27 protein-coding genes are annotated in these 25,055 nt (G+C 65.9%); 14 read left to right on the top strand and 13 right to left on the bottom strand.

Translation table 11 applies throughout. The annotated features are described in order from the left end of the window. The first annotated feature begins 8 nt into the window (after nucleotides 1-8). The 6 genes from cyoB to ACP693_RS16600 all read left to right on the top strand — a co-directional run bounded on the left by cyoB (nucleotide 9) and on the right by ACP693_RS16600 (nucleotide 5,652). Nucleotides 9-2,012, top strand: a complete 2,004-nt coding sequence (gene cyoB, locus ACP693_RS16625) for a cytochrome o ubiquinol oxidase subunit I (RefSeq protein WP_426016583.1) — start codon at nucleotides 9-11, stop codon at nucleotides 2,010-2,012. A gap of 3 nt (nucleotides 2,013-2,015) precedes the next feature. Continuing rightward, entirely contained in the window at nucleotides 2,016-2,642 is a 627-nt protein-coding gene (gene cyoC, locus ACP693_RS16620) for a cytochrome o ubiquinol oxidase subunit III (RefSeq protein WP_426016584.1), read from the top strand. Continuing rightward, nucleotides 2,639-3,034 (top strand): cytochrome o ubiquinol oxidase subunit IV, encoded by a 396-nt coding sequence (cyoD, locus tag ACP693_RS16615; RefSeq protein ID WP_135195410.1) that lies wholly within the window; start codon nucleotides 2,639-2,641, stop codon nucleotides 3,032-3,034. The genes cyoC and cyoD overlap by 4 nt, the downstream gene beginning before the upstream one ends. An 82-nt stretch (nucleotides 3,035-3,116) precedes the next feature. Further along, on the top strand, nucleotides 3,117-3,800 hold the full coding sequence (locus tag ACP693_RS16610) for an SURF1 family protein (protein WP_426016586.1): 684 nt from the start codon (nucleotides 3,117-3,119) through the stop codon (nucleotides 3,798-3,800). After that, entirely contained in the window at nucleotides 3,797-5,119 is a 1,323-nt protein-coding gene (locus tag ACP693_RS16605) for an ATP-binding protein (RefSeq protein ID WP_426016588.1), read from the top strand. Before ACP693_RS16610 ends, ACP693_RS16605 begins: the two co-directional genes overlap by 4 nt. After that, nucleotides 5,116-5,652 (top strand): response regulator transcription factor, encoded by a 537-nt coding sequence (locus ACP693_RS16600; protein ID WP_426016590.1) that lies wholly within the window; start codon nucleotides 5,116-5,118, stop codon nucleotides 5,650-5,652. Before ACP693_RS16605 ends, ACP693_RS16600 begins: the two co-directional genes overlap by 4 nt. On the opposite strand, the gene ACP693_RS16595 is transcribed toward ACP693_RS16600, so the two are convergent. Then, nucleotides 5,649-6,086, bottom strand: coding sequence for an HIT family protein (locus ACP693_RS16595; protein WP_426016591.1), 438 nt, complete (start codon nucleotides 6,084-6,086; stop codon nucleotides 5,649-5,651). The genes ACP693_RS16600 and ACP693_RS16595 overlap by 4 nt on opposite strands. A gap of 108 nt (nucleotides 6,087-6,194) precedes the next feature. Between ACP693_RS16595 and ACP693_RS16590 the strand changes: the two genes are divergently transcribed. Next, nucleotides 6,195-6,554: a phage holin family protein gene (locus ACP693_RS16590; protein WP_425984096.1), complete on the top strand. Its 360-nt coding sequence runs from the start codon at nucleotides 6,195-6,197 to the stop codon at nucleotides 6,552-6,554. On the opposite strand, the gene ACP693_RS16585 is transcribed toward ACP693_RS16590, so the two are convergent. The 3 genes from ACP693_RS16585 to ACP693_RS16575 form a co-directional block, all read right to left on the bottom strand. Then, nucleotides 6,551-8,317, bottom strand: a complete 1,767-nt coding sequence (locus tag ACP693_RS16585) for a response regulator (RefSeq protein WP_426016593.1) — start codon at nucleotides 8,315-8,317, stop codon at nucleotides 6,551-6,553. The two genes, ACP693_RS16590 and ACP693_RS16585, sit on opposite strands and share 4 nt — an antisense overlap. A 70-nt stretch (nucleotides 8,318-8,387) precedes the next feature. Next, complete coding sequence (gene cobS, locus ACP693_RS16580; RefSeq protein ID WP_409715214.1) at nucleotides 8,388-9,392, bottom strand: cobaltochelatase subunit CobS; 1,005 nt, start codon at nucleotides 9,390-9,392, stop codon at nucleotides 8,388-8,390. A gap of 59 nt (nucleotides 9,393-9,451) precedes the next feature. Continuing rightward, nucleotides 9,452-9,880, bottom strand: a complete 429-nt coding sequence (locus ACP693_RS16575; protein WP_425984091.1) for an organic hydroperoxide resistance protein — start codon at nucleotides 9,878-9,880, stop codon at nucleotides 9,452-9,454. A gap of 136 nt (nucleotides 9,881-10,016) precedes the next feature. On the opposite strand from ACP693_RS16575, the gene ACP693_RS16570 reads away from it, so the two are divergent. Both ACP693_RS16570 and prfB read left to right on the top strand, forming a co-directional pair. Beyond that, nucleotides 10,017-12,431 carry a penicillin-binding protein 1A gene (locus ACP693_RS16570; protein WP_426016595.1) on the top strand — a complete coding sequence of 805 codons (2,415 nt, stop codon included), beginning with the start codon at nucleotides 10,017-10,019 and terminating at the stop codon, nucleotides 12,429-12,431. Between the two features lie 94 nt (nucleotides 12,432-12,525). After that, nucleotides 12,526-13,648, top strand: a protein-coding gene (gene prfB, locus ACP693_RS16565) for a peptide chain release factor 2 (RefSeq protein ID WP_346496077.1) whose coding sequence is annotated in 2 segments (ribosomal slippage) — nucleotides 12,526-12,594 and nucleotides 12,596-13,648 — 1,122 coding nt in all. Because the reading frame shifts where the segments join, the coding sequence is not laid out codon by codon here. A 66-nt stretch (nucleotides 13,649-13,714) separates the two neighbouring features. Here prfB and ACP693_RS16560 read toward each other — a convergent pair. The 5 genes from ACP693_RS16560 to ACP693_RS16540 all read right to left on the bottom strand — a co-directional run bounded on the left by ACP693_RS16560 (nucleotide 13,715) and on the right by ACP693_RS16540 (nucleotide 17,179). Then, the gene (locus ACP693_RS16560; RefSeq protein WP_426016597.1) at nucleotides 13,715-14,254 is read right to left on the bottom strand and encodes a bactofilin family protein; all 540 of its coding nucleotides are present in this window, start codon (nucleotides 14,252-14,254) and stop codon (nucleotides 13,715-13,717) included. A 114-nt stretch (nucleotides 14,255-14,368) separates the two neighbouring features. Continuing rightward, nucleotides 14,369-14,833, bottom strand: a complete 465-nt coding sequence (locus ACP693_RS16555; RefSeq protein WP_426016599.1) for a peroxiredoxin — start codon at nucleotides 14,831-14,833, stop codon at nucleotides 14,369-14,371. 126 nt (nucleotides 14,834-14,959) lie between these two features. Further along, entirely contained in the window at nucleotides 14,960-16,213 is a 1,254-nt protein-coding gene (gene tyrS, locus ACP693_RS16550) for a tyrosine--tRNA ligase (RefSeq protein WP_426016601.1), read from the bottom strand. A 337-nt stretch (nucleotides 16,214-16,550) separates the two neighbouring features. Then, complete coding sequence (locus ACP693_RS16545; RefSeq protein ID WP_426016603.1) at nucleotides 16,551-16,766, bottom strand: DUF4287 domain-containing protein; 216 nt, start codon at nucleotides 16,764-16,766, stop codon at nucleotides 16,551-16,553. Continuing rightward, nucleotides 16,763-17,179: a VOC family protein gene (locus tag ACP693_RS16540; RefSeq protein ID WP_426016605.1), complete on the bottom strand. Its 417-nt coding sequence runs from the start codon at nucleotides 17,177-17,179 to the stop codon at nucleotides 16,763-16,765. The genes ACP693_RS16545 and ACP693_RS16540 overlap by 4 nt, the downstream gene beginning before the upstream one ends. A gap of 105 nt (nucleotides 17,180-17,284) precedes the next feature. On the opposite strand from ACP693_RS16540, the gene ACP693_RS16535 reads away from it, so the two are divergent. The 4 genes from ACP693_RS16535 to ahpF all read left to right on the top strand — a co-directional run bounded on the left by ACP693_RS16535 (nucleotide 17,285) and on the right by ahpF (nucleotide 21,553). Beyond that, nucleotides 17,285-17,791 (top strand): DOMON-like domain-containing protein, encoded by a 507-nt coding sequence (locus ACP693_RS16535; protein ID WP_426016606.1) that lies wholly within the window; start codon nucleotides 17,285-17,287, stop codon nucleotides 17,789-17,791. Then, nucleotides 17,788-18,990 carry an exo-beta-N-acetylmuramidase NamZ family protein gene (locus tag ACP693_RS16530; RefSeq protein ID WP_426016608.1) on the top strand — a complete coding sequence of 401 codons (1,203 nt, stop codon included), beginning with the start codon at nucleotides 17,788-17,790 and terminating at the stop codon, nucleotides 18,988-18,990. The genes ACP693_RS16535 and ACP693_RS16530 overlap by 4 nt, the downstream gene beginning before the upstream one ends. 265 nt (nucleotides 18,991-19,255) lie before the next feature. After that, the gene (gene ahpC / locus ACP693_RS16525; RefSeq protein ID WP_426016609.1) at nucleotides 19,256-19,819 is read left to right on the top strand and encodes an alkyl hydroperoxide reductase subunit C; all 564 of its coding nucleotides are present in this window, start codon (nucleotides 19,256-19,258) and stop codon (nucleotides 19,817-19,819) included. A 147-nt stretch (nucleotides 19,820-19,966) separates the two neighbouring features. Beyond that, nucleotides 19,967-21,553: an alkyl hydroperoxide reductase subunit F gene (ahpF, locus tag ACP693_RS16520; RefSeq protein ID WP_426016610.1), complete on the top strand. Its 1,587-nt coding sequence runs from the start codon at nucleotides 19,967-19,969 to the stop codon at nucleotides 21,551-21,553. Nucleotide 21,554: 1 nt separating this feature from the next. Here ahpF and ACP693_RS16515 read toward each other — a convergent pair whose 3' ends face one another. The 3 genes from ACP693_RS16515 to ACP693_RS16505 form a co-directional block, all read right to left on the bottom strand. Then, nucleotides 21,555-21,806 (bottom strand): hypothetical protein, encoded by a 252-nt coding sequence (locus ACP693_RS16515; protein WP_426016611.1) that lies wholly within the window; start codon nucleotides 21,804-21,806, stop codon nucleotides 21,555-21,557. A gap of 56 nt (nucleotides 21,807-21,862) precedes the next feature. Beyond that, nucleotides 21,863-23,062 (bottom strand): chromate efflux transporter, encoded by a 1,200-nt coding sequence (gene chrA, locus ACP693_RS16510; RefSeq protein ID WP_426016613.1) that lies wholly within the window; start codon nucleotides 23,060-23,062, stop codon nucleotides 21,863-21,865. Nucleotides 23,063-23,218: 156 nt separating this feature from the next. Further along, a complete protein-coding gene (locus tag ACP693_RS16505) occupies nucleotides 23,219-23,626 on the bottom strand; it encodes a RidA family protein (protein ID WP_426016614.1) in 408 nt (135 codons plus the stop codon). A 129-nt stretch (nucleotides 23,627-23,755) separates the two neighbouring features. Between ACP693_RS16505 and ACP693_RS16500 the strand changes: the two genes are divergently transcribed. Continuing rightward, a complete protein-coding gene (locus ACP693_RS16500; protein WP_426016616.1) occupies nucleotides 23,756-24,337 on the top strand; it encodes a TetR/AcrR family transcriptional regulator in 582 nt (193 codons plus the stop codon). A gap of 43 nt (nucleotides 24,338-24,380) precedes the next feature. Here ACP693_RS16500 and ACP693_RS16495 read toward each other — a convergent pair whose 3' ends face one another. Further along, complete coding sequence (locus ACP693_RS16495) at nucleotides 24,381-25,031, bottom strand: alpha/beta hydrolase (protein WP_135195434.1); 651 nt, start codon at nucleotides 25,029-25,031, stop codon at nucleotides 24,381-24,383. Between the last annotated feature and the right edge of the window lie 24 nt (nucleotides 25,032-25,055).

The raw sequence follows: 25,055 nt of genomic DNA, 5'->3' as shown, positions 1-25,055 counted from the left end.
CACAGTCGATGAACGCTGACCAACTCATTCCGCTAATCTTCGGGCGCCTCACGTGGGAGGCGCTGCCTCTGCACGAGCCGATCCTGGTCGTGACCATGTCCGTGGTCATACTGGGCGGCCTCGCCCTGTTCGGCGCCCTGACCTATTTCAAGATGTGGGGCTATCTCTGGAAGGAGTGGTTCACCACCGTGGACCACAAGAAGATCGGGATCATGTACATGATCCTGGGTCTGATCATGTTCGTGCGCGGATTCGCCGACGCCATCATGATGCGTATCCAGCAGGCCATGGCCTTCGGCGGGTCCGAGGGGTATCTGAACGCCCACCACTACGACCAGATCTTCACCGCCCACGGCGTGATCATGATCTTCTTCGTGGCCATGCCGCTGGTGACCGGGATCATGAACTATGTCGTGCCGCTGCAGATCGGCGCGCGCGACGTGTCCTTCCCCTTCCTGAACAACTTCAGCTTCTGGATGACCACGGCGGGCGCCATCATCGTCATGGCCTCGCTGTTCGTGGGCGAGTTCGCGCGCACCGGCTGGCTTGCCTATCCTCCGCTGTCGGGCATCGGTTACAGCCCCGGCGTCGGTGTCGACTATTACATATGGGCGCTGCAGATCGCGGGGGTGGGGACGACACTGTCCGGCATCAACCTGATCGCGACCATCGTGAAGATGCGCGCGCCGGGCATGGGCATGATGAAGATGCCCGTCTTCACCTGGACGTCGCTGTGCACCAACGTGCTGATCGTGGCCTCCTTCCCGGTTCTGACCGCCGTTCTGGCCCTGCTGACGCTGGACCGTTACGTCGGCACCAACTTCTTCACGAACGACTTCGGCGGCAACCCGATGATGTACGTGAACCTGATCTGGATCTGGGGTCACCCCGAGGTCTACATCCTGATCCTGCCGCTGTTCGGCGTCTTCTCGGAGATCGCCTCGACCTTCTCGGGCAAGAAGCTGTTCGGCTATACCTCGATGGTCTACGCCACGGTCGTCATCACGATCCTGTCCTACCTGGTCTGGCTGCACCACTTCTTCACCATGGGCTCGGGCGCCTCGGTGAACAGCTTCTTCGGCATCACCACGATGATCATCTCGATCCCGACCGGGGCCAAGATCTTCAACTGGCTGTTCACGATGTACCGGGGGCGGATCCGCTTCGAACTGCCGATGATGTGGCTGATCGCCTTCATGCTGACCTTCGTGATCGGCGGGATGACGGGCGTGCTGCTGGCGGTGCCGCCGGCCGACTTCGTGCTGCACAACTCGCTGTTCCTGGTGGCGCACTTCCACAACGTCATCATCGGCGGTGTGCTGTTCGGTCTGTTCGCGGCGATCAACTTCTGGTGGCCCAAGGCCTTCGGCTTCAAGCTGGACAAGAAGTGGGGCCTGATCAGCTTCTGGTGCTGGGTGCCCGGCTTCTGGCTGGCCTTCCTGCCGCTGTATGTGCTGGGCCTGATGGGCGTGACGCGCCGGATGCGGGTGTTCGACGATCCGTCGCTGCAAATCTGGTTCGTGATCGCCGCCATCGGCGCGGGCGTGATCGCCCTGGGCATCGCGGCCATGTTCATCCAGTTCGCCGTGTCGATCATCAACCGCGACAAGCTGCGCGACGTCACGGGCGATCCGTGGGGCGGCCGCACGCTGGAGTGGGCGACGTCCTCGCCGCCGCCCGCCTACAACTTCGCCGCCACGCCGGTCATCCATGACGCCGACGCCTGGTGGGACATGAAGAAGAAGAACTATCAGCGCCCGCTGACCGGCTACAAGGCGATCCACATGCCGTCGAACACGGGGGCGGGGATCATCATCTCGGGCCTGTGCCTGGTGATGGGTCTGGCGCTGATCTGGTACATCTGGTGGCTGGCGGCGATCAGCTTTATCGGGGTGCTGGCCGTCTCGATCGGGCACACCTTCAACTACAAGCGCGACTACTACATCCCCGAGGATGAGGTGCGCGCAACCGAAGAGGCGCGCACGCGCGCCCTGGCCGGAACGGAGGCCTGATCCATGAGCGCGACCACGATCAAGCTCGACGACCCCACCGTCTTCCACCTGGAAGAGGAGCCGCATCACGAGGAAGGCTCCAGCACCATGCTGGGCTTCTGGCTCTATCTGATGAGCGACTGCCTCATCTTCGCGATGCTGTTCGCCGTGTTCGGCGTCTTGGGCGGCAACTACGCCGCCGGGCCGGGACCCAAGGAACTGTTCGACCTGGAGCTGGTGGCGATCAACACCGCCATGCTGCTGTTCTCGTCGATCACCTACGGTTTCGCCATGCTGGCGATGGACAGGAACAACCAGCGTCAGACCCTGATCTGGCTGGCGATCACGGGCATGTTCGGCCTGGCCTTCCTGGGCATCGAACTCTACGAGTTCGCGCACCTGATCCATGAGGGCGCGACGCCGCAACGCAGCGCCTTCCTGTCGGCCTTCTTCACCCTGGTGGGCACCCACGGCCTGCACGTCACCTTCGGCATCATCTGGCTGGTGACGCTGATGGTTCAGGTCAGCATGAAGGGCCTGATCCCCGCCAACAAACGCCGCCTGATGTGCCTGTCGATGTTCTGGCACTTCCTGGACGTCATCTGGATCGGCGTCTTCACCTTCGTCTATCTGCTGGGCATGCTGCGATGAGCGCCGACAAGAACGACCACTCGCCCGAGTCCCACGACGCGGACCACCTGGGCCACGAGGGGCACAATCACGGCTCGTTCAAGAGCTATATGATCGGGTTCGTCCTGTCGGTGATCCTGACGGCGATCCCGTTCGCCCTGGTGATGACCGGCGTCCTGCCGACCCAGGCGACGGCGCTGATCGTCATGGGCTTCGCCGTGGTGCAGATCGTGGTCCACATGATCTACTTCCTGCACATGAACTCGAAGTCCGAGGGCGGCTGGATCATGCTGGCGCTGATCTTCACCATCATCGTCGTCGTCATCGCCCTGTCGGGTTCGCTGTGGGTCATGTACCACCTGAACACCAACATGATGCCCATGACACACGACATGACGAACATGGGCAGCTGAGGTCGAGATCACCGACACGTCTTCAGCCCCGGCCCCCGATAAGGCCAAGCGCTCACGACCGATCCGCCTCGTCGTATCGGTCGTGGGGCTGGTCTTGTTCGTCGGCTTTCTGGCCTTGGGCGGTTGGCAGATTCAGCGGCTGGCCTGGAAGACGGACCTGATCGCCCAGGTGGACGCCCGCATCCATGCGCCGGCTGTGCCCGCGCCGGGACCGGGGCAGTGGCAGACCGTCACGCGACAGGACGATCAGTATCGTCGCGTCGTCATGCAGGGGGTCTTCGAGCACGACAAGGAAACCCTGGTTCAGGCTGTGACCGATGCGGGCGGCGGCTTTTGGGTCATGACGCCGCTGGTCGATGCGCGCGGCTTTACCGTCCTGATCAACCGCGGCTTCGTGCCTGCCGGACGGCGCGATCCGGCCGCTCGCGCCGATGGACAGGTCATGGGGCCGCAGACCATCGTGGGGCTGCTCAGGATCACGGAACCCAGGGGCGGCTTCCTGCGCGCCAACGACGCCGCCGGCGACCGCTGGCGCTCGCGCGACGTGGCGGCGATCGCGGCGCGGCGTGGCCTGACGAATGTCGCGCCCTATTTCATCGATGCGGACGCGACGCCCAATCGGGGCGGCTGGCCGCTGGGCGGACTGACGGTGATCCGGTTCGCCAACAGCCACCTGGTCTATGCCCTGACCTGGTTCGGCATGGCCTTGCTGACGCTGGTCGGCCTTTGGCTGTTCCTGCGCGACGGCCGGCGCAACCGTCCATGACCACGGCCCTGCAACGGCTGCTGGGGCTGGGGCTCAGAGGCGGCGTCGCCTCGCACGGCGGGGCCAACCGGCGCAACATGCTGCTGCTGATCCAGCTGCGCTGGCTGGCGGTTGCCGGGCAGATGGCGACGATCCTGCTGGTCCAGTATGTGATGCGGATCCCGCTGCCGGTGCTGTGGCTGCTGGCGGCGCCGGCCGGGCTGGTGCTGGTCAATCTGATCAGCGCACCGCTGACCGCGCGCCGCGAGGAGGTCGAGGATCAGGCCCTGATGATCGCCCTGCTGGCGGATGTGGCGGCCCTGACCTGGCTGCTCTTCCTTACGGGCGGGGCGGCCAATCCGTTCGTGGCGCTGTATCTGCTGCAGGTCGTGCTGGGGGCCGTGCTGCTGGCCCCCGTCTATGCCTGGGCCCTGATCGCCATCACCAGCCTGTGTTTCGCGGGGCTTGGCCTGCATTCCCAGCCGCTGAACCTGCCCCCGGCGCGCGAGGATTCGCTGCTCAGCCTGTATCTTCAGGGCAGTTTGATCTGTTTCGTCCTGATGGCGGTGCTGCTGGTGCTGTTCGTCACCCGGATCAGCCAGAACCTGCGCGAGCGCGATGCCTCCGTCGCCGCCATGCGTCAGCAGAACGCCGAGCACGACCACATCGTCCGCATGGGCCTGCTGGCGTCGGGGGCCGCGCACGAACTGGGCACGCCGCTGGCGTCACTGTCGGTGATCCTCAGCGACTGGAAGCGGATGCCGGCCCTGACCCAGGATCCCGATCTCGTTCAGGACATGACGGTGATGCGGGCCGAGGTCGAGCGCTGCAAGGCCATCGTCACCGGCATCCTGATGTCGGCCGGCGAGGCGAGGGGACAGGCGCCCGAGCGCACCACCCTGCGCGCCTTTGTCGCCGATGTCGTCGCCAGCTGGAACGGCGACGGCGTGGCCGTGCAGATCCGCGACGAACTGGCCCAGAACCCGTCCATCATCGCCGACCCGGCCCTGCGCCAGGTGCTGGGCGTGCTGTTCGACAATGCTGTAGAGGCGGGGGCCAGGCGCATCGCCGTCACTACGACGCGGACGGACGACACGCTGGGCATCGCCGTGCGAGACGACGGGCCGGGGTTCCCGGCCGTCATCCTTCAGGCCTGGGGCAAGCCCTACAACTCGACCAAGCCCCGTGCGGGCGCCGGCCTGGGGCTGTTTCTGCTGATGAATGTGATCCGGTCGCTGGGCGGTCGGGTCGAGGCTTCCAATCCCCCGGCCGGCGGCGCAGAGGTGCGGCTGACGTTGCCGCTGTCGGCGTTGGCGCCCAAGGACGAGATCGCTCCATGACCGATGAGGCCAGACTGCTGCTGATCGTCGAGGACGACGAATCCTTCTCGGCCACCCTGCGACGCTCGTTCGAACGGCGCGGCTATGCCGTCGTCAGCGCCGCCAGTCCCGACCAGATGATCGAGGTGCTGAAGACGCATCGCCCCGGCTATGCGGTCGTGGACCTGAAGCTGGGCGGTCACTCGGGCCTGACCTGCGTGGAGGCCCTGCACGCCTTCGATCCGGAAATGAACATCGTCGTCCTGACCGGCTTCGCCAGCATCGCCACGGCGGTCGAGGCCATCAAGTTGGGCGCGCGCCACTATCTGGCCAAGCCCGCCAGTTCCGACGACATCGAGACCGCGTTCGGGCGGGCGGACGGCGACGCCGAGACGCCGCTGGGCACGCGCCCGACCTCAATCAAGACCTTGGAATGGGAGCGGATCCACGAGACGCTGGTGGAGACCGACTTCAACATTTCGGAGGCGGCGCGCCGTCTGGGCATGCACCGCCGCACCCTGGCGCGTAAGCTGGAAAAGCGGCGCGTGACCTAATCCAGCGCGGCCGCGATCCGGTCGGCCAGAGCCTGCAAGGTCGCCGTGTCGGCCATGGGCGCATGGCCGTGCCCCTTCATTTCCCGGTCGGCCCAACGCGGCACGATGTGGAAATGCAGGTGGAACACCGTCTGTCCGCCCGCGTCGCCGTTGAACTGAAGGATGGCCAGACCCTCTGGCTGCAACGCCTTCTCCACCGCCTTGGCCGTGCGTTGCAGGGCGGCGGTCATGCGGGCCAGAACCTCCGGCTCGACCTCCAGCAGATTGCGGGCCTTAGACTGTTTGGCGATGATCAGGACGTGGCCCTCCGACTGCGGGAAGACGTCCATGAAGGCCAGGACGTGGTCGTCCTCCCACACCTTCACCGAAGGGATGTCGCCGCGCAGAATCTTGGCGAAGATGTTGTTCGGGTCATAGGCGCCGTGCAGGCTCATGGGCGGTCTCCGTGCGGTTTAGGCGTTGGATAGCAGCGGCGGCCACGAAGGGGGAGCCTTCGCGGTCGCCGTGCATTATGGTCACGCTTGAACAGAACGAGGCACGACATGATCCGTTTCATCATCCAGGCGCTGGTCACCATGGCAGGCCTGTGGCTGTCCGCCCGTTTCGTGCCGGGCGTCGACTTCACCAGCACGGGATCGCTGATCGCAGCGGCCATCATCCTGGGGCTGGTCAACGCCTTCGTGCGGCCGATCCTGGTGGTGCTGACCTTCCCGATCACCGTGGTGACCCTGGGCCTGTTCCTGCTGGTGGTGAACGCCGCCATGATCGGGCTGACCTCCATCTTCCTGGACGGCTTCCGGGTCGACGGCCTGTGGGCCGGCATCGGCGCAGCCATCGTGACCGGCGTGGTCAGCTGGATCGCCGGCGCCTTCATCGGCGGCGGCGAAGAGGCGCGCCGTTAGGCGTCCACCGCCACGGCGCCCAGGATGACGCTCTGAAGAGCGGCGATCTCGATGGGCTTTTTCAGCACCCCGTCGGCGCCGGCCGCCCTGTAGCGCGCGACATCCTCGTCGAAAACATTGGCCGTCAGCATATGGATCGGCGTGCGCAGGCGGCCGGATGCGGCCTGTTCGGCGCGGATGGCGATCAGCGCCTCCACGCCATCCATGACGGGCATCATCACGTCCATCAGCACGAGGTCGAAGGTCTGGTCGCGGACGGCGGCGACCGCCTCCTGTCCGTTCTCGACCAGGGTCAGATCGACGCTGAACGGTTCGAGCAGCAACGTCAGCAGCTTGCGATTGGCGGGGTGGTCTTCGGCGGCCAGGATTCGTGGCGCCTGACTTGAGGCGACCGGCGCAGGTGCGGCCGGCGAAGTAGGCATGGATGCCGGCGTCGCTCGGTCGGCGGTGAAGCGGAACCAGAAGACAGCGCCTTGCGGGCGCGCCGACCGGACGCCCAGCGCGCCGCCCAGCGCCTCGACGCTGGCGCGGCACAGGGCCAGGCCCAGGCCCGAACCGCCCGCCGCGCGCCCGGCTGGGAGCTGTTCGAAGGGTTGGAAGATGCGCTCGCGCCGGTCCGCCGGCACGCCAGGCCCCTGGTCGTGGACTTCGAAGTCCAGGTCGATGCGCCCGTCGGGGGCGGGCAGGGCGCGGGCCAGGATACGGATCGTTCCGTTCGGCGTCAGCTTCAACGCGTTGGACAGATAGTTGATCAGCACCTGTTCGACCCGCGCCTCGTCGGTCATGACGACGAAATGCTCTGGCGCGCCCTGGCGTTCGATCTCCAGCGTCAGGCCCAGTTCCTCGACGCGCGAGCGCCAGACGCGGGCGATGGCGTCCAGCCGTTCGGAGAGATCGACGGGGGCGAGCTGGAGGTCGTCCTGGCCGGATTCGATCTTGGAGATGTCCAGGGCGCCGTTCAGCAGCCTCAGCAGCATGCCGCCTGCGTCCGCCATGTCTGTGACCACGGCGGCTTCCGCCGCAGGGCGTGGACGGCCGCGCAGCACCTCGGTCAGTCCCAGGATGACGTTCAGGGGCGTGCGGACCTCATGGCTGATCATCGCCAGGAAGCGGGACTTGGCCTTGTTCGCCCGTTCGGCGGCGGCGCGGTTCACCTCGGCCTCGGCCAAGGCAGCGCGGATTTCGCGCGAGCGTTCCGTGACGGTGATCATAAGATCGATGGTCTCGCGGTCGCTGCGCCATTGACGCCAGGCGGCTGCGCTGACGCCTATGACGAACAGGGCCACGGCGCCCAGAAGGCGGGGGTCAGAGCCGATCTGATACGAGGCGATCACCATGGCGGCGATCGACGGCGGCAGAACGGCGGCGGCGAAGCTCGCGCGGCTGATATGCACCTGATGGGCGCCGACCATCAGATTGCCGGCCAGCAGCAGGCGAAGATAATCGAGATGTTCAGGTTCGGCCTGCCAGGCGGCGAGGATGAACACGGCGTTGTGGCCGGCCAGACATAGGGTGATGATTTCAGCCGACAGTCGGAATCTGCGCGCCGCGCCAGGCGCGTCGGGTCGGGCGAGGGCGGTTTGAACCGCATGCCAGAGCGGGACATAGAGGCCGAATTGGAAGAGCGCGAAATTCGCCGCCCATCCCCATCCCAGCACCCAGAAGGTCAGGAGAACGATGGCGGCGATGGTGGCCAGCCGCACCGGGAACATGTCCCGGTACCGCTCGGCATAGGCTTTTAGGTAATCTGTACTGTCGGCCACGACGCCATGTCCCCTCTTCAAGCTTGGCCATAAGCCAGGGAGCTTAACGAGGCATCAACCGTGGATGGGATCAGCCGATCTTCACCCGCGTCGCCGCTTCCGGCAGGTCCTCGCCGAAGGCGCGCTGGTAGAACTCGGCGATGGTGGGGCGTTCCAGTTCGTCGCACTTGTTGAGGAAGGTCAGGCGGAAGCTGAGCGCCAGGTCGCCGTTGAAGATCAGGGCATTCTGGGCCCAGGTGATGACGGTGCGGGGCGACATGACGGTGGAGATGTCGCCGTTCATGAAGGCGTTGCGGGTCATGTCGGCGACGCGGACCATGGCGGCGATGCGGCGGCGGCCCTCGGCGTCCGACCATTCGGGCACCTTGGCGGCGACGATCTCGGCCTCGACGTCGTGGTCGAGGTAGTTCAGCGTCGTGACGATGTTCCAGCGGTCCAGCTGAGCCTGATTGATCTGTTGCGCGCCGTGATACAGGCCCGTGGTGTCGCCCAGGCCGATGGTGTTGGTCGTGGCGAACAGGCGGAAATGCTTGTTGGGGCGGATGACGCGGTTCTGATCCAGCAGGGTCAGGCGGCCTTGGGCCTCCAGCACGCGCTGGATGACGAACATCACGTCGGGACGGCCGGCGTCGTATTCGTCGAACACCAGGGCGATGGGGCGTTGCAGCGACCAGGGCAGTATGCCCTCGCGGAACTCAGTGATCTGCTTGCCGTCCTTCAGGACGATGGCGTCCTTGCCGATCAGGTCGATGCGGCTGACGTGGCTGTCCAGGTTCACGCGAACCAGCGGCCAGTTCAGGCGGGCGGCGACCTGTTCGATATGGGTCGACTTGCCGGTGCCGTGATAGCCCTGGACCATGACGCGGCGGTCGAAGGCGAAGCCGGCGCAGATGGCGATGGTCGTCTGCGGATCGAAGCGGTAGGCCTCGTCGATCTCGGGCACATGGCTGTCGCGCTCGGCGAAGCAGGGCACGGTCATGTCGCTGTCCACGCCGAAGGCCTCGCGCAGGGTCACGCGGCGGTGCGGTTCGAGCGTCAGCAGGGGATCGGGGGAGGCGTCGAGCGGGGAGGTCATGGACCTCATCTAGAGGCGCCGCGCGCGCGGCTCAACACGCGCGCGGCCCTTCGTGTCGCTTATTTCGCGCTGAGGCGAACATCCACGTTGCCGCGGGTGGCGTTGGAGTAGGGGCAGACCTGGTGCGCCTTCTCGATCAGGTCGTCGATGACGGTCTGCTCCAGGCCATGATCGGTGACGGTCAGGTCCACGTCGAGGTTGAAGCCCTCGCCCTTGGTGTTCTTGCCGAAGCCGACGCCGGCGGTGACCTTGGTGTCGGGGCCGACGGGCGTTCCGGCCTTGCCGCTGACCAGGCGCAGGGCGCCGAGGTAGCAGGCGGCGTATCCGGTGGCGAACAGCTGTTCGGGGTTGGTCCCGTCGCCGCCCTTGCCGCCCATTTCTTTTGGCGTGGACAGCTTGACGTCGATCTTGCCGTCGTCTGTGGCCGAGCGACCGTCCTCGCGGCCTCCGCCGGAGGCGGTGGACTGGGCGCGATACAGAACTTCCATGGCAGGCTCCTTGGGTTGGGATGCTTGAGATGGGGTCTTAACGGTAGACGGGTAGGGGGCGTTGCACGCCCGCTCTAGCAATCGACCGGCGACGCGGGCTAAAGCACCCTTTCGGGGCGCGTCGTCGGAGTACGCAGTGAAGATTGCCGAACGCTGGTTCGTGTGGGCGGGCATGGTTCTGCTGGGCGGCATCGCCCTGGCGGGGCTTGTGGTCGCCGTCTATGCGGCGTGGCTGTTCCACGACCTGCCCGATGCGTCGGAGCTGGCGGATTATCGCCCGCCGACCGCGACGCGCGTCTATGCCGGCGACGGCACCCTGATCGGCGAGTTTTCGGACGAGCGCCGAATCTATGTCTCCTACGACCAGATTCCGACGCCGGTGATCCATGCCTTCCTGGCCGCCGAGGATCGTAACTTCTTCCAGCACGGCGGCATCGACGTGGGCGGCATCGGCCGCGCGTCGATCAAGAACGTCTTCAACCTGGCTCAGGGTCGCCGGCTGGAAGGCGGTTCGACCATCACCCAGCAGGTGGCCAAGAACGTCCTGCTGACCAACGAATCGAGCCTGAATCGCAAGCTGAAGGAAGCCATCCTGGCCAATCGCCTGGAGGCGACCCTGTCCAAGGAGCAGATCCTCGAACTGTATCTGAACGAGATCTTCCTGGGTTATCGGTCGTTCGGCATCGCCTCGGCGGCCTACAACTATTTCGGCAAGTCGCTGGGTCAGTTGACGCCGGACGAGGCGGCCTTCCTGGCGTCCCTGCCCAAGGGGCCCAACAACTATCACCCCAAACGCCACCCAGGCGCGGCCAAGGGCCGTCGTGACTGGGTGCTGGGCGAGATGGAGCAGAGCGGCTGGCTGACGCCTGCCGAACTGATCGCCGCCCGCGCCAAGCCGCTGGTCACACGCGATGCGCCCCAGCGTTCGGACTATAAGGACGCGGACTTCTTCGTGGAGGAGGCCCGTCGTCAGGCCGCCGCCAATCCCCAGTTCGGCGAGCAGCTACGCGCCGGCGGTTTCTACATGCGCACGACGCTGGATCCCACGCTGCAGACGGCGGCGCGTCAGGCGCTGATGCAGGGGCTGGAAAACTATGACCGGCGTCACGGCTGGCGCGGCGGTTGGGGCACCACCGACTTCGCCGACGGCTGGCAGGCGGTCGCGCTGAAGGAACAGGCGCCGCCCGAACGCCGCACCTGGCAGCCCGCCGCCATCGAGAGCGTCAGCGGCAACACCGTGCGCATCCGCACCGCCCGCGACGACAAGACCGGCACGCTGCTGGCGGCGGATGCGGCCTGGGCCAACGCCAATCGCCAACTGAAGCGCGGCGAGCTGATCTTCGTGGAGCCCAAGGGCGGCCAGTACGCCCTGAAACAGGTGCCGCGCGTCAACGGCGCCTTGGTGGCCATCGAGCCGCAGTCGGGTCGCGTGCTGGCCATGGTCGGCGGCTACTCCTATGCACTGTCCAGCTTCAACCGGGCCACCCAGGCGCGGCGTCAGCCCGGTTCGGCCTTCAAGCCCTTCGTCTATGCGACGGCGCTGGAAGGCGACTTCACCCCGGCCTCCATCGTGCTGGATGCGCCGATCAGCTTCGCCGGCGGGGCCAACGGCCAGCGATGGACGCCCGAGAACTACAGCCGTCAGTACTATGGCCCGCAGACGCTGCGGCGCGGGCTGGAGCTGTCGCGTAACGTCATGACGGTGCGGCTGGCCCAGTCGGTCGGCATGAAGAAGATCGTGGATCAGTCGGCCAGAATGGGCATCCCCGGCCTGACGCCGAACCTGTCGGTGTCGCTGGGCGCCGGAGAGGTGACGCCGCTGGAGATCACGGCCGCCTATTCCGCCTTCGCCAACGGCGGGCGGCGGGTCACGCCCTATCTGATCGACTATGTCCAAGACCGCGACGGCGAAACCATCTTCCGAGCCGACAACCGCAGCTGCCGCGAATGCGGACGCGGCTTCTCGGGCCAGGAATCGCCCCGCCTGCAACAGCGTGGGATCCAGGTTATCGACCCGATCACCGCCTATCAGATGAGTTCCATGCTGGAAGGCGTCGTTCAGCGCGGCACTGCCGCCAGCGCGCGCGGACTGGGCCCGTGGGTTGCCGGCAAAACGGGCACGACCAACGAGTATCGCTCGGCCTGGTTCGTGGGCTTCACCACCGACATTGTGGTCGGCGTCTTCATCGGCTTCGACGACAACCGGTCGCTGGGTTCCGGCGAGGCGGGCGCCTCGGCCGCCGTGCCGGTCTTTACGGAGTTCATGCAGACGGCGCTGAAGGAACGGCCCGCCCGGCCCTTCGTGCGGCCTAAGAACGCCATCTTCCGCACCGTCAACGGCATTGAGGAAGCCTTCCGCCCCGGCACCGAGCGTCAGGCCCCGCCGCCTGCGCCGACCGGACCGGTGCAGCCCACCGGACCGCAGAACTACTACGAGGTCATCCGACGCGAGCAGGAGGCCGCGAGCGGCGCTCCGGCTACTGCACCGGCGCCCACCGCACCGCCGCCGCCGAAGAAGGCGCCGGCCGAGGACTTGAGCGGATTGTACTGAGGCTCTAGGTAGGCCCATCGAACGGCGCGTCCTCGGGCGCGCCGTTTTCCTTTCATCCGCCCTGTTCGAGGGCGTTGTGTCGCTGGAGAATGCGATGAGACCGGATGTCGAGGCCATGAAGGCCGACATCGAGCAGAGCGTCGCTCTGCTCAGGAGGCGTCTTTGACTGGGATGTCGCTCTAAGAAAGCTCGATGAGCTGAACGCGCGGGTCGAGGACCCGACGCTGTGGGACAAGCCCGAACAGGCCCAGGCCGTCAGCCGCGAACGCTCGCAGCTGGAAGCCAAGATCAACACCGTCAAGGCGATGGAGCAGGACCTCGAAGACGGGGTGATGCTGGCCGAGATGGCGGACGAGGAGGGCGACGAGGGCGCGCTGGAAGACGCACGCGCGTCGCTGCGTGGCATCAAGGAACGGGCCGCCCGCGCCGAGCTGGAAGCCCTGCTGTCCGGCGAGGCCGACGGCAACGACGCCTATCTGGAAGTGAACTCAGGCGCCGGCGGCACCGAGTCCAACGACTGGGCCGGCATGCTGCTGCGGATGTATTCCCGCTGGGCCAAGGCGCACGACTATGAGGTCACGATCGAGGCCTATGAAGAGGGCGAACAGGCGGGGGTCAAGTCGGCCACCATCCTGATCTCTGGCCCGAACGCCTATGGCTGGCTGAAGTCGGAATCAGGCGTGCACCGGCTGGTGCGCATCAGCCCCTATGACGCGGCGGCCAAGCGGCACACCAGCTTCGCCTCCATCGGGGTGTCGCCGGTCGTCGACGACGCCATCGAGATCGACATCAATCCGTCGGACGTGCGCACCGACACCTACCGGGCCTCGGGCGCGGGCGGCCAGCACATCAACAAGACCGACTCGGCCGTGCGCCTGACCCACGTCCCGACCAACACCGTCGTGGCGTGCCAGGCCGGCCGCTCGCAGCACCAGAACCGCGAACAGGCGTGGAAGATGCTGCGGGCGCGTTTGTACGAACTGGAACTTCAGAAGCGCGAGGCCGTGGCCCAGGCCCTGGCCGACGCCAAGACCGACATCGGCTGGGGTCATCAGATCCGGTCCTATGTCCTGCAGCCGTATCAGATGGTGAAGGATCTGCGGACCGAGGTGGAAACCTCGGACACGCAAGGGGTTCTGGACGGCGACCTGGACGCCTTCATGGGCGCGGCCCTGGCGGCCCGGGTCGGCGAGACGCGCGGGTCCAGCACGGACTAAGAAAAAGGGGCGGCCCGCTGGGCTGCCCCTTTGTTTGTTGGATATCGGCCTTGCGGCCTGCCTTGGTCAGGCCGGGGTCTTGGCCTCGGGCTTGTCCGTCTTGGCGGGCTTTTCGGGGGCTTCCAGCATGGCGGCGCCGGGCGTGTCGCGCTTGGCCTGGTTGCAGCGGCCCTGGAACCAGGCGCCCTGGTCGATGGACAACTGCTCCTGGGTGATGTCGCCCTCGACGCGGGCGGTGGCGTAGAGCTTGACCTGTTTGGCCACGATGGCGCCCGTGATGCGGCCGCGCACGTCCAGCACGTCGGCGTGGACGGTGCCTTCGACCGCGCCGCCTTCGCCGATGACGACGCGGGCCACGCGGACGTCGCCCTTCAGATTGCCTTCGACCTGAAGCTCGCCGGCGCCGGAGATGTTGCCTTCGTACTTCACCCCGGCCGCCAGGGTGGACAGATTGCTGGACCGGGTCGCCGGGCGGGCCGGTTCAGGCGCGCGGGCGGCGAGCGTCGCCGCCGGCAGGTTGGGGGTCGGCGACGGCGTTGGTTCAGGCGCAGGCGGAATGCCCAGCCCGGTCGATCCGCTGTCGTAGGATTTGCTCTTGGTGAACATGGTGCGCTCCGCATCTGCCAGCCAAGGCCGGCCAAGCCCCTAGTAGCCCTGAAGGCCACTAGGCCTTGGGCGAGGCCTGAAGGTCAAGCATCGCTTCCGAACCATGGTCGTCGATCACAGAGCCTTGACGGCCTCCAGCACGGCGGCGGCGTGGTCGGCGACCTTCACATTGCGCCAGGCGCGGGCGATCCGGCCCTCGGCGTCGATCAGGAAGGTGGCGCGCTCGATGCCCATATATTCGCGACCGTACAGCTTCTTCTGGACCCAGACGCTCCAGGCCTCGCAGGCCGCGCCGTCCTCGTCCGAGGCCAGGACGACGGAGAGGTCGTATTTGGCTTTGAACTTGTCGTGCTTCTTCACCGTGTCCTTGGACACGCCGATGACGGGGACGCCCAGAGCGGCGAAATCGGGGGCCAGGGCGGTGAAGTCCTGGGCCTCGCGCGTGCAGCCGGTCGTGTCGTCCTTGGGATAGAAGTAGACGACGACGGGCCTGCCCTTCAGCGCGGCGAGGGTGATGCGACCGCCGCCGTCCGTGGGCAGGTCAAGGGCGGGGGCGGGTTGGCCTTCGGTGGCGGACATGGGCATCTCTCCTGCCGTCATCCTCGGGCTCGACCCGAGGATCGGATGGTGGTCGTGCAGTGCGTCGCCCGTTCGCACGAGCGGCGGAAGGTCCGGCCCTCGGATCAAGTTCGAGGGTGACGGGGCTTAGGTAGGTCGAACAAGCACGATTTTCTTCTTGCCGGCCGCCAGCTTGATCACGCCGTCCTTGAGGTCGGCCTCGGTCAGCAGTTGGGCGCCGTCGGCCACGGGGGCGTCGTTCAGGCGTAGGCCGCCGCCCTGGGCCAGGCGGCGGGCCTCGCCGTTGGAGGCGGTCAGGCCGGCCTTGGTCACGACGGCGGCGATCATGGCGCCGTAAACCTCGGCCGAGGGGAGTTCGACGGTCGGCAGGTCGGCGGAGACCTGACCCTTTTCGAAGGCGGTCTCGGCGGCGGCGCGGGCCGTGGCGGCGGCTTCGGCGCCGTGCAGCATGGTGGTGGCGGCGTCGGCGAGGGCCTTCTTGGCGTCGTTGATGGCGGCGCCTTCCAGCGCTTCGTAGCCGGCGATTTCGTCGTCCGACAGGTCGGTGAACAGACGCATGAAGCGCCCCACGTCGCCGTCCTCGGTGTTGCGCCAGTACTGCCAGTAGTCATAGGGCGACAGGGCGTCGGCGTTCAGCCAGACGGCCCCGCCCACGGTCTTGCCCATCTTCTGGCCCGAGGCGGTCGAAAGCAGGGGCGTGGTCAGGCCGAAGGCGGCCTTCTGGTCCACCTTGCGGGTCAGTTCGACGCCGTTGATGATGTTGCCCCACTGGTCCGACCCGCCCATCTGAAGCGTGCAGCCATAGCGACGGTTCAGCTCCAGGAAGTCGGTGGCCTGCATCAGCATGTAGTTGAATTCGAGGAAGGTCAGAGGCTGTTCGCGTTCGAGGCGCAGCTTGACTGAGTCGAAGCTCAGCATGCGGTTGACGGTGAAGTGAGTGCCGTAGTCGCGCAGGAAATCCAGATAGCCCAGCTTGGACAGCCATTCGTCGTTGTCGACCATGATGGCGTCGGACGGGCCGTCGCCGAAGGTCAGGAACTTTTCGAACACGCCCTTGATGCCGGCGATGTTCTCGGCGATCCGCTCCTCGGTCAGCAGGGGGCGCTGGGTGTCCTTGAAGCTGGGGTCGCCGACCTTGGTCGTGCCGCCGCCCATCAGGACGATCGGCTTGTGCCCGGCTTGCTGAAGGCGGCGCAGCAGCATGATCTGGATCAGGTGGCCGACGTGCAGCGACGGCGCCGTGGCGTCGAAGCCGATATAGCCGGTGACCACGCCGCTGGTCGCGGCCGCATCCAGCTCGGCCGGATGGGTGATCTGATGGATATAGCCCCGCGCCTGCATGGTGCGAAGGAAGTCGGACTTGAATGGGTGTTCGGTCATGGCGGAGGCTCCGTTAGCAGGGATGCCGACGGTCGTCTTCCCCTTCTAGGCTGGCGGGTGGGGGTGGGAGGCGATTCAGACGGTGGGGCGAAAAAACAGCGTCTGAATAGTGCAATTCGTCTGAAATCGGTCGGGGGCGAAATTGCACTGCACCCGAAAAAACAGTGCAAAGTGCAATTAAACTGCAATTGAGCGGTCCTCTGCGAAGATGGGCGGCCGAGATTATACATCAGCCGAGAACGGCGATGGGTAGAGCGTCGAATTTCAGTATTTCCGCTGATTTCATTGGCGAATGTTCAGCGAGATATGCGGGTTGGCGCCAGTTTGACGACCGAAGCTACTTTAGACCGTCCTGCGCCAGGGTGTGGGCGACCACCGCGTTGGCATGGCCATGGCCCAGGCCATGCGTGTCCTTCCGGATGGCGACCAGCTCCATGTGTCGCGCAGGATAGGCGTCGCGGATGATCTGCTCCCAATGCGAGATCGGCTGGCCGTATTTTTTCTCGATGGACGGGAAATAGGACGCTGGGCCTTGGACGATGTCGTTGGTCATGAGGTCGTTTCTGATCGCAGCCTAGAAATAGGGTTCGTCGGTGAGGCGCTGAGAGATCCACCAGATCGTGCCGGCCGGATCGCGACGCCGGACTGTCGGTCGCCGTAGCGCATGTCGGACGGCGCCATGATCAGCTCGGCGCCCGCCTGGACTGCGTGGTCGGTGGCGGCGTCGGCGTCGTCCACATAGAGATAGAGGGCGGCGCGGCTGGGCGGAAAGGCGTCCGAGGCCTCGCTGATCATCAGGGTGGCGCCGGAAAGCTGAATCTGGGCGTTGGCGATGCGGCCGTTCGGCGTCAGGCTGCGGCCGAGTTCATCGGCGCCGAAGGCGTTCTGGAGGAAACGGATGTAGTCGCTCGCGCCGGCGACGAACAGATAGGGGGCGACCCCCGCAAAGCCCTTCGGAATTCGCATCTTGATCTCCTTTGCCGACGGCATCCTATCGCGAGGGCTCGCAAATGTCCTGGTGGGCGATCGGGCGGGCGTTGACCGGCGTCAAGCCTTCGCTACGAAGGACGGATGCGTCTGCCACTGATCCCGCACCCGACCTCGTCTCCCGCCGGGCTGACGCTGGATGTCGAGGCGCGACGCGTGGGGCGCGTGTTGAGCCTGGAGTATGGGCTGGCCGGGCCGGTCGAGATGGTGCGCTGGCCGCAGGCGAAGGCGCGGGTGCGGACGGACGAGCTGTGGCGGAGGACCTGTTTCGAGGCCTTCGTGCGGACGGCGGACGGCTATGTCGAATATAATGTGTCGCCGTCGGGGGCCTGGGCGGCCTATCGGTTCGACGGCTATCGCGAGGGGATGCGGGCGCTTGAGATCGCGCCGCCCTTCATCGTGACGCGGATGGCGCCGGGGCGGTTCGGACTGACGGTCGATGTGGAACTGCCGGAGGATGCGACGGGCGCCGTCGGGCTGACGGCGGTGATCGAGAGGCTGGACGGGGCGATCGCCTATTGGGGGCTGGCGCATCCCTCGGATAAGCCGGACTTTCATCATCCCGACTCGTTCGCGCTGGAACTGCCATGAATTTCGGTCTCGACCGCCTGCTGTCCGACGACGCCCTGAGGGCGCAACTGAAGGGTCGCCGCGTGGCGCTGCTGGCGCATCCGGCGTCGGTGACCAAGGATCTGATCCATGCGGTGGACGCCCTGGCCGCCTGTCCCGAGATCGAACTGACCGCCGCCTTCGGGCCGCAGCACGGGATGAAGGGCGACCTTCAGGACAATATGATGGAAAGCCCGGATTATCGCGATCCGGTGCACGGGTTTCCGGTCTTCAGCCTGTATGGCGAGGTGCGTCGGCCCAGGGACGAGTGGATGGAGACGTTCGACGTCATCCTGATCGACCTGCAGGACCTGGGCTGCCGCATCTACACCTATGTGACGACGCTTCTGTATGTGCTGGAGGCGGCGGCGAAACACGGCAAGACGGTGTGGGTGCTGGACCGGCCCAATCCGGCGGGGCGGCCGGTCGAGGGGCAGACGCTGAAGCCCGGCTGGGAGAGTTTCGTCGGGGCGGGGCCGATGCCGATGCGGCACGGGATGACCATGGGCGAACTGGGCCTGTGGTTCATCGACCAGTTCAAGCTGGATATGGATTATCGGGTGGTGGAGATGCAGGGCTGGGCGCCCGAGGCGGGGCCGGGCTTCGGCTGGCCGCTGGGCGAGCGGGCCTGGGTCAACCCCAGCCCGAATGCGCCGAACCTGTCGATGGCGCGGGCCTATGCCGGCACGGTGATGCTGGAGGGGGCGACCGTGTCGGAAGGACGGGGCACGACCCGGCCGCTGGAGCTGTTCGGGGCGCCGGACATCGATGCGCGGGCGGTGATCGCCGAGATGTGGGCGCTGGCCCCGGAATGGCTGGGCGGCTGCGTCCTGCGCGACATGTGGTTCGAGCCGACCTTCCATAAGCATGTCGGCAAGCTGTGCAGCGGGGTTCAGATCCATGTCGATCACCCCGGCTATGACCATGCGGCGTTCAAGCCGTGGCGGGTTCAGGCCCTGGGGTTCAAGGCGATCCGGCGGCTGTATCACGACTACGATCTGTGGCGGGATTTTCCGTATGAGTATGCGTTCGGGAAACTGCCCATCGACGTGATCAATGGCGGACCGGGGCTGCGGGAATGGGTGGACGACGCGGCGGCGGGGGCGGGCGATCTGGATGCGGCGACGCGGCCGGACGAGGCGGCGTGGGAAGAGGCGAGGCGCCCGTTCCTGCTGTATTGAGGATGGCTGACATTCAGCCCTCTAATCTCGTCATCCTCGCCCTTGTGGCGAGGATCCATACTCCCGGTTTTCCCGTTCGTGACTTCTGTCCAAGCACCGGGAGTCTGGATCCTTGGGACAAGCCCAAGGATGACGGTGAGTGTGGGATGCCAGCGAGACCGCTATAACCAAAATCTATTGTGCATCTGCAAATAAGTGATTGGGCTTATTTGTTGCGGTGCGGTAGGGAGAAGGCCTCCCAACCACTCTGCATTGGATTTTCCGCATGGCCCTGATCAACACGACCATCAAACCCTTCACGGCCGAGGCCTACAAGAACGGCAAGTTCCTGACGGTCACGGACGCCGATGTGGCGGGCAAGTGGGCGATCTTCTTCTTCTATCCGGCCGACTTCACCTTCGTGTGCCCGACCGAGCTGGAAGACCTGGCCGATCACTATGAGGCTTTCCAGAAGCTGGGCGTCGAGATCTATTCGGTGTCGACCGACACCCACTTCTCGCACAAGGCCTGGCACGACTCGTCGCCGGCCATCGGCAAGATCAACTACACCATGCTGGGCGACCCCTCGGGCCAGGTGACCAACAACTTCGACGCCATGCGTCCGGGCGTGGGCCTGGCCGATCGCTCGACCTTCCTGGTCGACCCGGACGGCGTGATCCAGTTCACCGAGACCACGTCGGAAGGCATCGGTCGCAACGCCGCCGAACTGCTGCGCAAGGTCAAGGCCGCCCAGTACGTTCGCGCGCATCCGGGTGAAGTCTGCCCGGCCAAGTGGGAAGAAGGCGAAGCCACTCTGGCGCCGTCGCTCGACCTCGTCGGCAAGATCTAAGACTGAACGACGCCTATCGGGTCCGGCCTTCGGGTCGGACCCACCCGGCCGCCTCCCTGTCTCGTGGGGGCCGGACGCTATCGCGCGGGCCTCGCCGGGATCGGCTGGAAGGCGGCGCGCCACCCCTGAAAATTCGAGGACTGCCCCATGCTGGACGCCAATCTGAAATCTCAGCTTGAGGGCTACCTCAAGAACATCGTCCATCCGGTCGAACTGGTCGCCTCGCTGGGCGCCGGGCCGAAGTCGATCGAGCTGAAGACCCTGCTGGAGGAGATCGTCTCGGTCTCGCACGGCAAGGTCGAGATGGGCCGCGACTATGACGACGAACGTCAGCCCAGCTTCCTGATCCGCCGCAAGGGCACGGACATCGGCGTGCGGTTCGCGGGCATTCCGCTAGGCCACGAGTTCACCTCGCTGGTGCTGGCCCTGCTGCACGTCGGCGGCCACCCGTCCAAAGCGGCGCAGGAGCTGATCCAGCAGATCAAGGACCTGGACGGCGACTATGTGTTCGAGACCTATTTCTCGCTGTCGTGCCAGAATTGCCCCGACGTGGTGCAGGCCCTGAACCTGATGAGCGTCATCAACCCCCGCATCAAACACGTCGCCATCGAGGGCGGCCTGTTCAAGGACGAGGTGGACGAGCGCAAGATCATGGCCGTGCCGACGGTCTTCCTGAACGGCGAACTGTTCGGCCAGGGCCGGATGGAGCTTGAGCAGATCGTCGCCAAGCTGGATTCGGGCACCGAGGCGCGCGCGGCCGAGAAGATCAAGTCCAAGGACCCGTTCGACGTTCTGGTGATCGGCGGCGGCCCCGCCGGGGCGGCGGCCGCCATCTATACGGCGCGCAAGGGCATCCGCACCGGGATCGCGGCCGAACGATTCGGCGGCCAAGTGCTGGACACCATGGCGATCGAGAACTTCATCTCAGTGCCGCACACCGAAGGCCCGAAACTGGCCGCCCATCTGGAACAGCATGTCCGCGAATATGAGGTGGACCTGATGAACCTGCAGAAGGCGGCCAAGCTGGTGCCGTCCAAGGTTCCGGGCGGTCTGCACGAGGTCGTGCTGGAGAACGGCGCGTCGCTGAAATCGCGGACCGTCATCCTGGCCACCGGCGCGCGCTGGCGCCAGATGAACGTGCCGGGCGAGGATCAGTACAAGAACAAGGGCGTGGCCTATTGCCCGCACTGCGACGGGCCGCTGTTCAAGGGCAAGCGCGTGGCGGTGATCGGCGGCGGCAACTCGGGCGTCGAGGCGGCCATCGACCTGGCGGGCATCGTGGCCCATGTGACCCTGATCGAATACGACAGCGAGCTGCGAGCCGATGCGGTGCTGCAACGCAAGCTGGCGACCCTGCCGAACGTGCGCATCGTCACCTCGGCCCTGACGACCCAGGTGCATGGCGACGGCGAGAAGGTGACGGGCCTGTCCTACAAGGACCGCAACTCGGACGCCCATCACGACGTCGATCTGGAAGGCATCTTTGTTCAGATCGGCCTGGTGCCTAACACCGAATGGCTGAAAGGCGCCGTGGGCCTGACGCCGCGCGGCGAGATTGAGGTGGATCATCGCGGCGAGACCTCGCAGCCCGGCATCTTCGGCGCCGGCGATGTGACGACCGTGCCCTACAAGCAGATCGTCGTGGCGATGGGCGAGGGCTCAAAGGCGGGGCTGGCGGCGTTCGACTACATGATCCGCACCGTGCCGGCGGAACAGGTCGTCGAGGCGGCGTGATCTATCCGGGCCGTGCGAACCTGCGTCGCACGGCCCGCCCGATCTCGAACAGGATCGCCCAGGCCAGGGTGACGACGAAATAGACCCAGCGTGCGGCGAGCACGATCAGCAGCGGGACCGCCCACAGCACGGCCCAGACGTAATAGGGCAGGTCGGAATGGGTGACGGCGCGCAGGATCAGCGCCACACCGAACATCGGCAGGGTCAGCAGCAGATAAGGCTTAATCGGAAGACGGCCGATTGCCCTGTTCAACCGGGCCGTCTGTCTGGAGGATGTAGACGCGGGCGTTTGCCGTTGGGCCGGCTTCGTCATCGGAACAGCCCCCATCCCGCCAGGGCTGACAGGGCGAGGACCACGGCCGCAGCGTAGCGGCTCTTCCAGAACCACACCGCCGCGAAGGCCGTCGCAAAGATCAAGAGCGCGATGGGGACCGACGGTGCACGCTGGAGCGTCGTCAGTCCCAGCTGAAGGCTGGTCGCGGCAATGATGCCGACGACGGCGGCGGCGACACCGGCCAGCACGCGATGCAGGCGTTCGTCGGCGACGACCGCTTCCAGCCGCTCATAGAAGATCATCGAAAAGGCGAAGGCGGGCAGGAAGACGCCGGCCGTCATCGCCAGAGCGCCCATCCACCCGCCCGCGACGAAGCCGACGAAGGTGCAGAAGATGACCAGCGGCGCGGGAATGACGCCCGCGAAGGCCAGGCCGTCCAGGAAGGTTCCGTCGTCGATCAGGCCGCGTCCGACGGTGTCCGCCCGGACATAGGGAATGGCTGTATAGGCGCCGCCGAAGGTCAGGAGACCGGCCTTCAAGCCGGTCCAGAGCATGGCCCACGCGGTCGGATCTGCGGATGTCGCGGCGCCTTGCGCGTCCATGGGTGTCGTCCAGAGGTGAAGCGCCACGGCGGCGGCAAGCGCGATCGCCATAACGATGACGGCGGGGATGCGCCGTCCGGCCTTGATGAAGGCATAGGCCGCGCCGCCGGCGATGAGGACGATCCAGAAGCCGGTCTCCGCCAGGGTGGCGACGAAGCCGATGGCGGCAACGGCCCAGAGCCAGCGATCCTCAAGGATATGCGCGCCGATCTTGTGGACCGCGCGCATGACGACCGCCACGACCGCCGACTGCACGCCCAGGAAGGCGCCGGCCAGCAGGCCCATGACCGGGGTCAGCGACACATAGGCCCAGCCGATGCCCAGCATGATCAGGAAGCCCGGCAGCATGAAGCCGAGGCCCGCCAGCAGGCCGCCGATGCGTCCCTTGGCGCGCATGCCCAGATGCACGCACAGCTCGTGCGCCTCGGGTCCCGGAAGGACCTGAAGGACCGCCAGCAGCCGATTGAAGTAGGCGCTGGACATCCAGCCTTCCTGTTCCACCAGATCGCGGCGGATCATGGCGATCTGCGCTACCGGTCCGCCGAAGGCCAGAACGCCGAAGCGAAGGAAGCGGAGAAACAGAGCCGCGTAGGACAGGGAGGGCGGGGGGGGCTCTTGATCGCTTGGGGTCACAGGCCGTGCTCCAGTTCACACCCTTCGGTGCGGAAAAAGGAGCGGAGCTTGGACGCCAAGGCGTCTGATAGGGCGTCCGCACGGCCCAGTCAGGCAGCCTAATGCTGATCCCAGCCTGTTCCAAGCGTCGTCTGCATCAAGCCGCCTCCGCGCCGGTCAGGTCGTCTGAGGAATGCGTGCGATCACCTTGATCTCGAAGTCGAACCCGGCGAGCCAGTTTACGCCGACCGCTGTCCAATTCGGGTAGGGCGCCGAAGGAAAGGCGCGCGCCTTTGCGGCCATGACGGTGTCGAACTGTTTTTCAGGATCGGTATGGAAGGTGGTGACATCGACGATGTCGTCTAGGCCCGCCCCCGCCGCCGCCAGCACGGCCTTCAGATTGTCGAACGCCAGCTGGACCTGGGCGGCGAAATCGGGCTCGGGCGAGCCATCCTCGCGACTGCCGACCTGGCCGGAAACGAAGAGCAGGTCGCCGGAGCGGATAGCGGCGGAATAGCCATTGATGTCGTAGAGGGCCTGACGGCCGGCAGGGAAGACGGCGTCTCGGGTGGTTGGGGCGGTCATGGGGGCGGTCCTTGATTTTCATGTCCAGGGCGCGGCGTTGATATACGCTGCGTATGTCATTAGATCGGACGATACGGCGCGTATGTCAAATTTACATACGGATCGTATGTGAACACGGAGTTGGATTTGGTGACGCGATCAGAGAAGGTCGAGGAAACGAAGGCGCGGCTTGTCGTAGCGGCCCGCCAGGCCTTTGCGACCCAGGGCTATGCCGCAGCGTCGATGGACGATCTGACCGCCGAGGCCGGCCTGACGCGTGGCGCGCTCTATCATAATTTCGGCGACAAGAAGGGCCTGCTGCAGGCGGTAATCGACCAGATCGACGCGGAGATGCTGGTGCGGATGCGCGCGGCGGGGGAGGGGCTGTCGCCCTGGGACGCCTTCGTCGCCGAGGGCGTCGCCTATATCGAAATGTCGCTGGAGCCGGAAATCCAGCGCATCATGCTGCTGGACGGGCCGGCGGTGCTGGGCGATCCCTCGCGGTGGCCCAATCAGACGGCGTGTCTGCGCACCACGACCCAGATGATCCAGGCGTTGATCGACGATGAACTCGTCAAGCCCATGAATGCGGAGGCCGCAGCCCATCTGGTGAACGGCGCCGCGCTGAACGCTGCCTTGTGGGTGGCCGCAGCCGATGAGCCGGAAAGGGTCTTTGAAAGCGCCATAGACGCTTTCCGGCATCTTGTCGGAGGGCTGTTGCGGCGCGTCTGACGATCAGAACGTCTTGGCTTTCACGGCCTGCACCAAACCCTCGTCAGGCCGGCTTTTCTTCCAGACGCTTGTCCAGATAGGCGCCGACGCGGCGGTCGACGGCGCTCATGTGGTCCTGCCAGAAGTGGCTCGCGCCTTCTTCCAGTTCGTAGTCGATGATGATGCCCTTCTGGGTGCGCAGCTTGTTGACCACGCGCTCGACCTCGACCGGTGGGACGACGGTGTCGGCGGTGCCGTGCAGGAACAGGCCGGACGCCGGGCAGGGGGCCAGGAAGCTGAAATCGTACATGTTCGACGGCGGCGAGACCGAGATGAAGCCATCCGTCTCGGGGCGGCGCATCAGAAGCTGCATGCCGATATAGGCGCCGAACTGATAACCGCCGACCCAGGTCTGGCTGGCGCCGGGATTGTTCGTCTGAAGCCAGTCGAGGGCCGTGGCGGCGTCAGCCAGCTCGCCGATGCCCGAATCGAACTCGCCCTGCGACTTGCCGACGCCACGCGAATTGTAGCGCAGGGTGGCGAAGCCGCGCTGCTGGAACAACTGGTGCAGGGTGACCGTCACCGGGTTGTTCATATGCCCGCCCGCCTTGGGGTGCGGGTGCAGGATCAAGGCGATCGGGGCGTTCGGGCGCTTGCCCGGGGAATAGCGGCCTTCGATGCGACCGGAGGCGCCGGGCAGGATGACTTCAGGCATAGGGGCTCTGGAATCCGTTGAACT

Source organism: Brevundimonas sp. TWP1-3 (genome assembly GCF_049896085.1).
Lineage (GTDB): Bacteria > Pseudomonadota > Alphaproteobacteria > Caulobacterales > Caulobacteraceae > Brevundimonas.
The sequence above is the reverse complement of the archived record's forward strand: the minus strand, read 5'-3'. Positions and strand labels throughout refer to the sequence as shown.

Excerpts from the sequence above, each read along its gene's own strand:
- cyoB (WP_426016583.1), top strand. The coding sequence starts at position 9 with ATGAACGCTGACCAACTCATTCCGCTAATCTTCGGGCGCCTCACGTGG.
- cyoC (WP_426016584.1), top strand. The coding sequence starts at position 2,016 with ATGAGCGCGACCACGATCAAGCTCGACGACCCCACCGTCTTCCACCTG.
- cyoD (WP_135195410.1), top strand. The coding sequence starts at position 2,639 with ATGAGCGCCGACAAGAACGACCACTCGCCCGAGTCCCACGACGCGGAC.
- ACP693_RS16605 (WP_426016588.1), top strand. The coding sequence starts at position 3,797 with ATGACCACGGCCCTGCAACGGCTGCTGGGGCTGGGGCTCAGAGGCGGC.
- ACP693_RS16600 (WP_426016590.1), top strand. The coding sequence starts at position 5,116 with ATGACCGATGAGGCCAGACTGCTGCTGATCGTCGAGGACGACGAATCC.
- ACP693_RS16595 (WP_426016591.1), bottom strand. The coding sequence starts at position 6,086 with ATGAGCCTGCACGGCGCCTATGACCCGAACAACATCTTCGCCAAGATT.
- ACP693_RS16590 (WP_425984096.1), top strand. The coding sequence starts at position 6,195 with ATGATCCGTTTCATCATCCAGGCGCTGGTCACCATGGCAGGCCTGTGG.
- cobS (WP_409715214.1), bottom strand. The coding sequence starts at position 9,392 with ATGACCTCCCCGCTCGACGCCTCCCCCGATCCCCTGCTGACGCTCGAA.
- ACP693_RS16575 (WP_425984091.1), bottom strand. The coding sequence starts at position 9,880 with ATGGAAGTTCTGTATCGCGCCCAGTCCACCGCCTCCGGCGGAGGCCGC.
- ACP693_RS16560 (WP_426016597.1), bottom strand. The coding sequence starts at position 14,254 with ATGTTCACCAAGAGCAAATCCTACGACAGCGGATCGACCGGGCTGGGC.
- ACP693_RS16555 (WP_426016599.1), bottom strand. The coding sequence starts at position 14,833 with ATGTCCGCCACCGAAGGCCAACCCGCCCCCGCCCTTGACCTGCCCACG.
- tyrS (WP_426016601.1), bottom strand. The coding sequence starts at position 16,213 with ATGACCGAACACCCATTCAAGTCCGACTTCCTTCGCACCATGCAGGCG.
- ACP693_RS16545 (WP_426016603.1), bottom strand. The coding sequence starts at position 16,766 with ATGACCAACGACATCGTCCAAGGCCCAGCGTCCTATTTCCCGTCCATC.
- ACP693_RS16540 (WP_426016605.1), bottom strand. The coding sequence starts at position 17,179 with ATGCGAATTCCGAAGGGCTTTGCGGGGGTCGCCCCCTATCTGTTCGTC.
- ACP693_RS16535 (WP_426016606.1), top strand. The coding sequence starts at position 17,285 with ATGCGTCTGCCACTGATCCCGCACCCGACCTCGTCTCCCGCCGGGCTG.
- ACP693_RS16530 (WP_426016608.1), top strand. The coding sequence starts at position 17,788 with ATGAATTTCGGTCTCGACCGCCTGCTGTCCGACGACGCCCTGAGGGCG.
- ahpC (WP_426016609.1), top strand. The coding sequence starts at position 19,256 with ATGGCCCTGATCAACACGACCATCAAACCCTTCACGGCCGAGGCCTAC.
- ahpF (WP_426016610.1), top strand. The coding sequence starts at position 19,967 with ATGCTGGACGCCAATCTGAAATCTCAGCTTGAGGGCTACCTCAAGAAC.
- ACP693_RS16505 (WP_426016614.1), bottom strand. The coding sequence starts at position 23,626 with ATGACCGCCCCAACCACCCGAGACGCCGTCTTCCCTGCCGGCCGTCAG.
- ACP693_RS16495 (WP_135195434.1), bottom strand. The coding sequence starts at position 25,031 with ATGCCTGAAGTCATCCTGCCCGGCGCCTCCGGTCGCATCGAAGGCCGC.